This window comes from Candidatus Binatia bacterium (genome assembly GCA_036382395.1).
Lineage (GTDB): Bacteria > Desulfobacterota > Binatia > HRBIN30 > HRBIN30 > JAGDMS01.
Map to the genome: position 1 here is coordinate 1 of DASVHW010000227.1, position 7,194 is coordinate 7,194.

Genomic DNA, 7,194 nt, shown 5'->3' on the forward strand with positions numbered 1-7,194 from the left:
GAGGACGGCACGACTTGCGGCTGGGGTAGCGGTTCGGGTTCGCTGAGCAGTACCGACCCACGGCTCGACCCGGCTGGGCTGGCAAACAACGGCGGGCCGACGCAAACGATCGCGCTCCAGGCGGACAGCCCGGCCATCAACGCGGGTAACGACGCGGTGTGCGCGGCACCACCCGTGAACAGTCTCGACCAGCGCGGCTACGGCCGGCCAGGTGGCAGTGCCACACACTGCTCCATCGGCGCCTACGAGTACAACGCGCTGCCAAGCAGTTTCCTTTCCAGTGCTATCGCTGCTACCGACACCTGTATCCCGGTTTCTGACACCTCGATCTTCTCGCCCACCGGCGGATTCGCTCTCATCGGTCCCGAGTTAATCTCATACACGGGTCTCGGCACGTCATGCAGCGGTGCGTCAGCCGCCAGAGCCAGTGCAGGGACTGCGGCAACGGCAGGAGTCCTCACGGGTGTGACGCGCAATCTCAACGGTCAGGGAGGCGCGCACGCCGCAGGGACCACGGTGACCCCGACGGCGACCAACACGCCGACGGTGACGCCGACCAACACGCCGACGAACACCCCAACCCGGACGCCGACGCAGACACCGGTCAGCACCGCAACACCGAGCAATACTCCGACGCCGACGCAGACGGCGCTGAACAGCTCGACGCCGACCAACACGCCAACGCTGACCCCATCCAGCACGCCAACGGCGACGATCACGTCGAGTCCAACGCCAATCAGTACGCCCACGGCCACACCGACGATCACGTCAATCAACACCCCGACGAAGACACCCACAGCTACGCCGACTCAGACCGTGACGCCCACGGTCACCCCAACCCGAACGCCGACCAGCACGCCGACGTCCACAGCGACGCCAACTCCGACAACCACCAATGCCCCCGGCAAGTGTGTCGGCGACTGCGACGGCCACGGTCAGGTTACCGTCGATGAGATCCTCACCATGGTGAACATTGCCCTCGGGAACACGCCGGTCACGATGTGTGAAGCCGGAGACGCCAATCACGATGGGCAGATCACCGTCGATGAGATACTTACCGCGGTGAACAACGCGTTGAACGGCTGCCCGAATCACTGAAATCACATAGAATTAGGAATTTATGTTCTTCTCGCGGGAAGCCTTGTGCCACAAGGGTTTCCAACGGCCAGTCCGGGACCCTGCTCCAGAAACAACATAATACGGCTCTCTGGACCCGATTTCATGTTATTTCGTGACGCGCTCCCGATCAGCGGGTGCGGTGCGTCCGACAATCGGCCACCTACGCGCCCGGTTACCCATCGGTCACGATTCCTGCCAGCTTGGCGGCCCTGCCGGGGTGGGTTTCCCCACAACTTACCTAGAAACTGTGCGGGGAATCGCCACGCGCGGCCGGGCCGGCTGATCCGTGAGCCGGGCCGCGACTTTCCTCCCGCTGCTTACATAGTGCTTACACGCGCGGAATGCTGGCGCGGCACTTGTGAGGCAGAAAGCACGGAAGCCCCTGTTTCCAGGGGCTTCCGAAATGGGCCGCCCCAGAGTCGAACTGGGGACCCGCTGATTAAGAGTCAGCTGCTCTAACCAACTGAGCTAGCGGCCCACACGTGATGTCCGTGGACACTCCACGCCTTGGCTGGAAGCGCGCGCAACGATCGCTGCCGCCAGGGTCCTAACGCTCATAGCCGAACTCGTCGAGACAGTCCACACGCGGCCGGGTGCACGAGAATAATTTGCAGTGATTTAAAACGGGTCGCCCGCCCGCGTGCATCAAAGGCGCCGTACCTGTCGCGTCAGAAACATTGATGGAAAATTCGATTGACCGACCCCGTTGCCCTGTGGTTGTTTATGCGCGTGAATCTGGGCGTTCCGCGCGGATTCACGACTACACAGATGAAGGAGGACGGGATGCGGCGTGGTTGGCGTAGCCTGATGTATGTGGGTGTCGCTGGATGCTGTCTTCTTGCGGCCACACAGGCGTGGTCCAGAAGTGGTGGAGACACCGACGAGCTGACGTTGCGAGTGTGGAAGGGCCGCCATGAGATGTGGCTCGAAGAGGGGAATCGGGTTCTGAGGAAGTTCGAAGTCGCGCTGGGGAAAGATCCGACCACGGGGAAATTGAGCCAAGGCGATGGCCGCACGCCGCAAGGGGACTATTATATCTGCGAGAAACGGCCACGCAGCCGCTTCCATCGATTCCTCGGCATCAGTTATCCGAACGTCGATGATGCCGAACGCGCCTTCGCCGAACGGCTGATCTCCGCCGACGAATGGGCGGATATCTTTTTCGCCAATCTGCACGAAACAACACCGCCCTGGTCGACCGCCATGGGCGGGCGGGTCGGCATTCATGGGTACGGCGGCCGTTCGCCCATTCCGGCTGATTGGACGCAGGGCTGTATCGCCGTCAGCGACGCTGACATCGATTACCTCTACGACCGAGTCCGACTCGGTACGCGCGTGACGATCAGCGAATAAGGCGAATTAATCCATGCCCAAGAGGCTGCGCCCCTCCGGCGAGATCATCTGCGGGCTCCAGGGCGGGTCCCACACCAAATCGACGTCGGCTTCCTCGACTCCCGGGAGATCCAGCAGCTTCATGCGCGCGTCGTTGGCGATGGAGGCGCCCATACCACACCCCGGTGCCGTGAGCGTCATCTTCACGTCCACCCTGCTGTTGCCGGTGCCCAACTTCGCAATCTGCATGTCGTACACGAGGCCCAGATCAACGATGTTCACGGGGATCTCCGGATCGTAGCAGGTCTTCAACTGCTCCCACACCGCCGGCTCGAGGTCGTTGCCTCCCTCCGCGGCGGCGGTCCGAGTCGGTTGCGGCTGTGTCGGTTCCTTGCCGAGAGCATCCGCATCCTGCCCCGCCACGCGGTACAGTCCCCCGAAACTCGGCACCTGCAGCGTGTAGGTTCCCCCGAGCGACTGGGTGATGATCGCGAGCGTGCCCTGCGGCAGGGTCACGGTGTGTCCCGCAGGAATCTGAACGGCCTGACAATCCCGGCTCAGCTGGACCTGTTCGTCCATGTCTACCTCCTGGCGAAGCACAGAGAGGCTCCGACTTCGCCATCACTCTTGAATCGATGATGGTAATCTAGGTCATGGGGCGCGCCACGGCAAGCGATGCCTCCGCGCCGCAGTCATGCCGGGTAGCAGGGCAAAACGGGTCTCGGCGCGCCCTATGAATGCGGAGAACGGTCCCGTGCGAAAGACGGGATCTGTCGGCCGCCGCTTACCGCTTGGATTCGGCGGCTTCGGTCGGTCGGAACTTCTTCCACCACGGTGCGCCGGTTTGGTCGTACTTCGACGTGGATTTCGGAGCGGCAGCCCGAGCTGTTTTTTTCACGGTGGGTTGCTTGGATCGCGATTTTGCCGCAGTCGATTTCGATAGTGCCTTCTTTGCCATGATCACATCACCTCTCTCTCCGACCACTCCCTTAAGAACACGAGATGGGTCGGATGTTCAAGTCCCCCGATTTCACAGAACGGGGTACAGTTCTTCGATCTCTCCCTTTGACGTTACGACGCACGGCTCGTGGCTTTGAGGCGGCGCGTCATTGGGTTCCGCGCGACAGGAGGCGTACCAGCACGTAGGCAGCGCCCGCCGACGCCGCGCCGATCAGCAGGGTTTCGAGGCCACTGCGCCACGGTGAGCCGCCCGTGAAGCGCGATTTGAAGATGCCGACCAAAAACAGCGCCGTGAGCGTTGTGACGCTGGACAGCAACAAGGCTCGATTGATGGACAGGGGCAGCAGAAACGGAAACAGGGGTACCATGGCGCCGGCGATGTAGGAGAGCCCGATGGTGAGCGAGGTCTTGTAGGCGGCGCCGGGTGCGGGCTCCATCAGCCCGAGTTCCTCGCGCATCATGAAGTCCACCCATCGATGGCGGTCCTTGATGACCGTTTCGACTAGGCGGTCCAGCTCTTCCCCTGTGTATCCGCGTGCCTTCCAGATGTCACGGACTTCCCGCTTCTCCATCTCCGGCACCTGGTCGACCTCGCGGTGTTCGCGTTCGCGCTCTTTCCGGTAGATCTCGGCGTGCGATTTTTCCGAGAGATAGCCGCCCAGGCCCATGGCGATACCGCCTGCCAGCATCTCGGCAACGCCGGCGAGGAAGACGATGAAATTGCTGGTCACCGCGCCGCTCAATCCGGCGGCGAGCGCGAACGGTACGGTGAGACCATCACTCACGCCCAAGACGACGTCGCGTACGCTTACGCCAGCGTGCGTGTGTTCTTCCGTGTGCAAACGGGTGCGCACGGGGCGCTCGCGAGTGGCCGGCGTGTCGCTCATGGGTGCACCGTAAACTAGAAAGCGCCGCGAGTCGAGAATTGTAGCCGAAGATAACGGGCGGCGGCGGCTTTCCGTGCCGCTTGGCCGTGAGGAAACCAGCCGAGATGATCACGGCAGGAATCGACGACGGCATTGGCGCCGTGGTCGATCTCGCGAAGCGTGACCATTCCAGCCTGTGCGCGGTTGGGATCGCGGTTCAACCGCTGAGTGGGGATGGTGTTCCCTTCGTCTTGTTGTTCCCTTCGTCTTTGCCAACCGTTTCACCTCCGTGGTACGCTTCGGTCCGGTTGATGTCTCTCGCCCACCACCCGCTCGCGCAACGCCTGGGCAAGGCCCTGGGCCACTGGGGCAAACGCGTGCTCGGTCGCGGGCTCGACGCCGTGCTTCCCACGCCGCCCAACGTGCCCATCGATGCCGTGCGCGACGTTCGCCGTGTCTTGATCGTCCGCTCGAATTTCCGCATCGGCAACACGTTGATCGCGACGCCGCTGATTCTCGCGCTCCGCCAGCGCTTTCCGGGGGCTCAATTGGACTATTTGGGTGGCGACACCACGGCCGCACTCCTGGCGCACTTGCCGGTGGATAGGCTGCACCTCGTATCCCGGCGCTTCATCGCCCGGCCGTGGCAGTTCGTTGCCTTGTTCGCGCGCCTGCGCCGGGTGCGCTACGACGTGGCGGTCGAGGCCGGAATGGGCTCCTTCTCCGGCGGGCTCTATACGTATCTGACCGGCGCACGCTATCGCGTCGGGTGCGGTGGCAGGGCGGATCGCTTCCTCAACGTGCGCCTGCCGAAGGTGCATGCCGCGCATGTGTACGACAGCCCGCTGGTGTTCGCGCGTCTGCTTGGGGTGAGTTGCCCTGACCATCCCGTGTACATCGTCGGCGACGACGAGCGGACCGCCGCCCTGGCTCTGCTCGAACGGTTGGAACTCGCGGCGGGATCGGCGGCGCTGCCGTTCATCGCGGTGTTCGTCGGCGGGCACCAGGACAAGCGGTGGTTGGCGGCGCGGTGGATCGAGCTGGCCCGATCGTTGGCGACGTCGGGCGGACGCGTGATTGTGTTTCTCGGTCCGGAGGAGGCGCAGCTCGAGCGCCAGTACCGGCGCGAGCTGCCGCCGACCGTGCGGGTGCTGCCGCCGCAGCGGCTCCGACTCTTCGCCGCGTTGTGGGGCGCGGCACGGTTGATCGTCACTCCGGACTCCGGGCCGATGCACTTGGCGGCGGCGCTGGGTGTGCCCGCGATCGCTCTGCTGCAGAGCGACGCCTCGCTCATCTATGCGCCGCGCGCGCCGCAGGATCGGGTCTTGATGCGGCCGACGGTTGCCGGGGCGGTTGCGGCTGTGGTGACCCATCCCGCTTGGGCAGACACCATCTCAGTGGTGCCCTGACGGGCGTTTCGGGAACGCCAGGCAAGGACCGCCAATCAGCTACTTGCGACCGATGATTGACAGCGATGCGCCAACGGCGGAGACTATCGCCTCCTAGCCGACACGTCCTCGGCCCGCACTCGGGGGTACAACGACCCCCCACTTGAAAGCGTACGAGCCCCATCGAGAGCACTGAGCTCTCCACAACTTCGCGGGCCATGCCCGCCCAACCGAGAGGGCTCCAATGAATGATATCGCGCATCTTTCCTTCCGGGGTGGCGGCTTGATTCTCCCGACCAATACACCTTACGAACGCGAGTTGTTGGTCGAATGTGTCGAAGCGACCACCAAACGCTACGGCAATCTCCTGCTCGAAGTAAAGGGGCGACACTGGATGATCAGCATGAGCAATGGGCTTCGACCCGTATGCGTCTCGTGCAGCCAGTGGCCGGACGATCTCACCTATCCCGGAGGGTCGAGTGGCGCCCTCTCGGTGGTCAGTTCGCGCGCCACGCCGTGCATGGAAATCACCTGCAAGCTGGCTCAGGTGGGAGCCCATGCGTGAGTCGCCCATGGTAGGACTGCGGTGCAAGCGCACGCCAATTCCGGTCGCCAGCTTGGGAGAGTGAGAATGCTGCCTCTACGTCCTCTTACACGTCATTGGCGGTGGCTCTGGCAACGACGCGGCAGGATACGCGGCTTGCTGGGTCTCTTGACCCCGAAGAGGAAACGAGACTCGGGGGACGGCGTCACGGCGGCACGCGCGCGCTTCTGGGATGCGGTGCGCGAGGGGCAGCGTGAGGCGGAAGCGCAGTGTTCGAGGCGAGATCCATGATCGAGCACGCAGAAAAAGGGATCGCCCGATGATGGGACAGCTCAACCGGCGCAACGCGTGCGACAACCTGAATCATCGACGCGCGTCCGCGCCCGTCCGCCATTGCCCAACGTGTGGCGACGCCGTCAACGAACGTGTTTGCGCGCGACAGTGCAGTGAGGCGCAGCACGCGGCAGCGCGACGGCAGCAGACCGTATTCTGCGTCGATTGCGGTACGCGACTGATCTCCCATGGTTGAGCAGGTCATCGCTTCGGCGGTCTCTATGTCTTCTTAATTTCAGACGGCGCCTGCCATTGCGGCAGGATGCTACCTCGAAACCGCAGGTCAGCAGATTGAAAGGAGAAAGGTGGTTCGAACATGGGCGACAAGTCCCCGAAATCAGTACGCAGAAACGCGACTCAGAAACAGGCGAAGAGCAACGCGGTAGACCAGAAGAAGCAGCAAGCCACAGCCGCAAAGCAGACTGTATTCAAAAAGAGCTAAAGACCCTCATCTTAGGATCCATCTTTGGGGGTTGTACGGGCAACCGGCGGAGAACGGCGGCCGTGGCCCCGCACCGGCAGGCGGGCGGGCTTGGTGGAGGCGATGAAGTCGACGAGCACCGCGACGAAGCGCTCGGGGGCCTCGCAGTGCGGGTAGTGGCCCACCCCGTCGAAGATTTCGAGGCGGCTGCCGGGGATGGCCTGGTGCGCC

At 63.4% G+C, this 7,194-nt stretch carries 8 protein-coding genes and 1 tRNA gene; 4 read left to right on the plus strand and 5 right to left on the minus strand.

All coding sequences use genetic code 11. The annotated features are described in order from the left end of the window. A partial coding sequence (locus tag VF515_10450; GenBank protein HEX7408053.1) for a choice-of-anchor Q domain-containing protein occupies positions 1 to 1,098 on the plus strand: 1,098 nt, incomplete at its 5' end. A gap of 425 nt (positions 1,099 to 1,523) precedes the next feature. Here the strand turns inward: VF515_10450 and VF515_10455 are convergent. Continuing rightward, positions 1,524 to 1,597, minus strand: a tRNA-Lys gene (locus VF515_10455). Between the two features lie 305 nt (positions 1,598 to 1,902). Between VF515_10455 and VF515_10460 the strand changes: the two genes are divergently transcribed. Further along, positions 1,903 to 2,472, plus strand: coding sequence for a L,D-transpeptidase (locus VF515_10460; GenBank protein HEX7408054.1), 570 nt, complete (start codon positions 1,903 to 1,905; stop codon positions 2,470 to 2,472). Positions 2,473 to 2,478: 6 nt separating this feature from the next. On the opposite strand, the gene sufT is transcribed toward VF515_10460, so the two are convergent. The 3 genes from sufT to VF515_10475 all read right to left on the minus strand — a co-directional run bounded on the left by sufT (position 2,479) and on the right by VF515_10475 (position 4,298). Continuing rightward, positions 2,479 to 3,030: a putative Fe-S cluster assembly protein SufT gene (gene sufT, locus VF515_10465; GenBank protein HEX7408055.1), complete on the minus strand. Its 552-nt coding sequence runs from the start codon at positions 3,028 to 3,030 to the stop codon at positions 2,479 to 2,481. 205 nt (positions 3,031 to 3,235) lie between these two features. Next, positions 3,236 to 3,409: a hypothetical protein gene (locus VF515_10470; GenBank protein HEX7408056.1), complete on the minus strand. Its 174-nt coding sequence runs from the start codon at positions 3,407 to 3,409 to the stop codon at positions 3,236 to 3,238. A 148-nt stretch (positions 3,410 to 3,557) separates the two neighbouring features. Further along, complete coding sequence (locus VF515_10475; protein ID HEX7408057.1) at positions 3,558 to 4,298, minus strand: VIT1/CCC1 transporter family protein; 741 nt, start codon at positions 4,296 to 4,298, stop codon at positions 3,558 to 3,560. Between the two features lie 104 nt (positions 4,299 to 4,402). Between VF515_10475 and VF515_10480 the strand changes: the two genes are divergently transcribed. Further along, positions 4,403 to 5,686, plus strand: a complete 1,284-nt coding sequence (locus tag VF515_10480; protein HEX7408058.1) for a glycosyltransferase family 9 protein — start codon at positions 4,403 to 4,405, stop codon at positions 5,684 to 5,686. Positions 5,687 to 5,909: 223 nt separating this feature from the next. Beyond that, entirely contained in the window at positions 5,910 to 6,230 is a 321-nt protein-coding gene (locus VF515_10485) for a hypothetical protein (GenBank protein ID HEX7408059.1), read from the plus strand. Between the two features lie 765 nt (positions 6,231 to 6,995). On the opposite strand, the gene VF515_10490 is transcribed toward VF515_10485, so the two are convergent. After that, the coding region (locus VF515_10490) for an alpha/beta hydrolase (GenBank protein ID HEX7408060.1) at positions 6,996 to 7,194 on the minus strand (199 nt) is incomplete at its 5' end.

Bases quoted from the DNA above. Each gene is read 5' to 3' on its own strand.
- VF515_10485 (HEX7408059.1), top strand. From the start codon at position 5,910: ATGAATGATATCGCGCATCTTTCCTTCCGGGGTGGCGGCTTGATTCTC.
- VF515_10470 (HEX7408056.1), bottom strand. From the start codon at position 3,409: ATGGCAAAGAAGGCACTATCGAAATCGACTGCGGCAAAATCGCGATCC.
- sufT (HEX7408055.1), bottom strand. From the start codon at position 3,030: ATGGACGAACAGGTCCAGCTGAGCCGGGATTGTCAGGCCGTTCAGATT.
- VF515_10480 (HEX7408058.1), top strand. From the start codon at position 4,403: ATGATCACGGCAGGAATCGACGACGGCATTGGCGCCGTGGTCGATCTC.
- VF515_10460 (HEX7408054.1), top strand. From the start codon at position 1,903: ATGCGGCGTGGTTGGCGTAGCCTGATGTATGTGGGTGTCGCTGGATGC.
- VF515_10475 (HEX7408057.1), bottom strand. From the start codon at position 4,298: ATGAGCGACACGCCGGCCACTCGCGAGCGCCCCGTGCGCACCCGTTTG.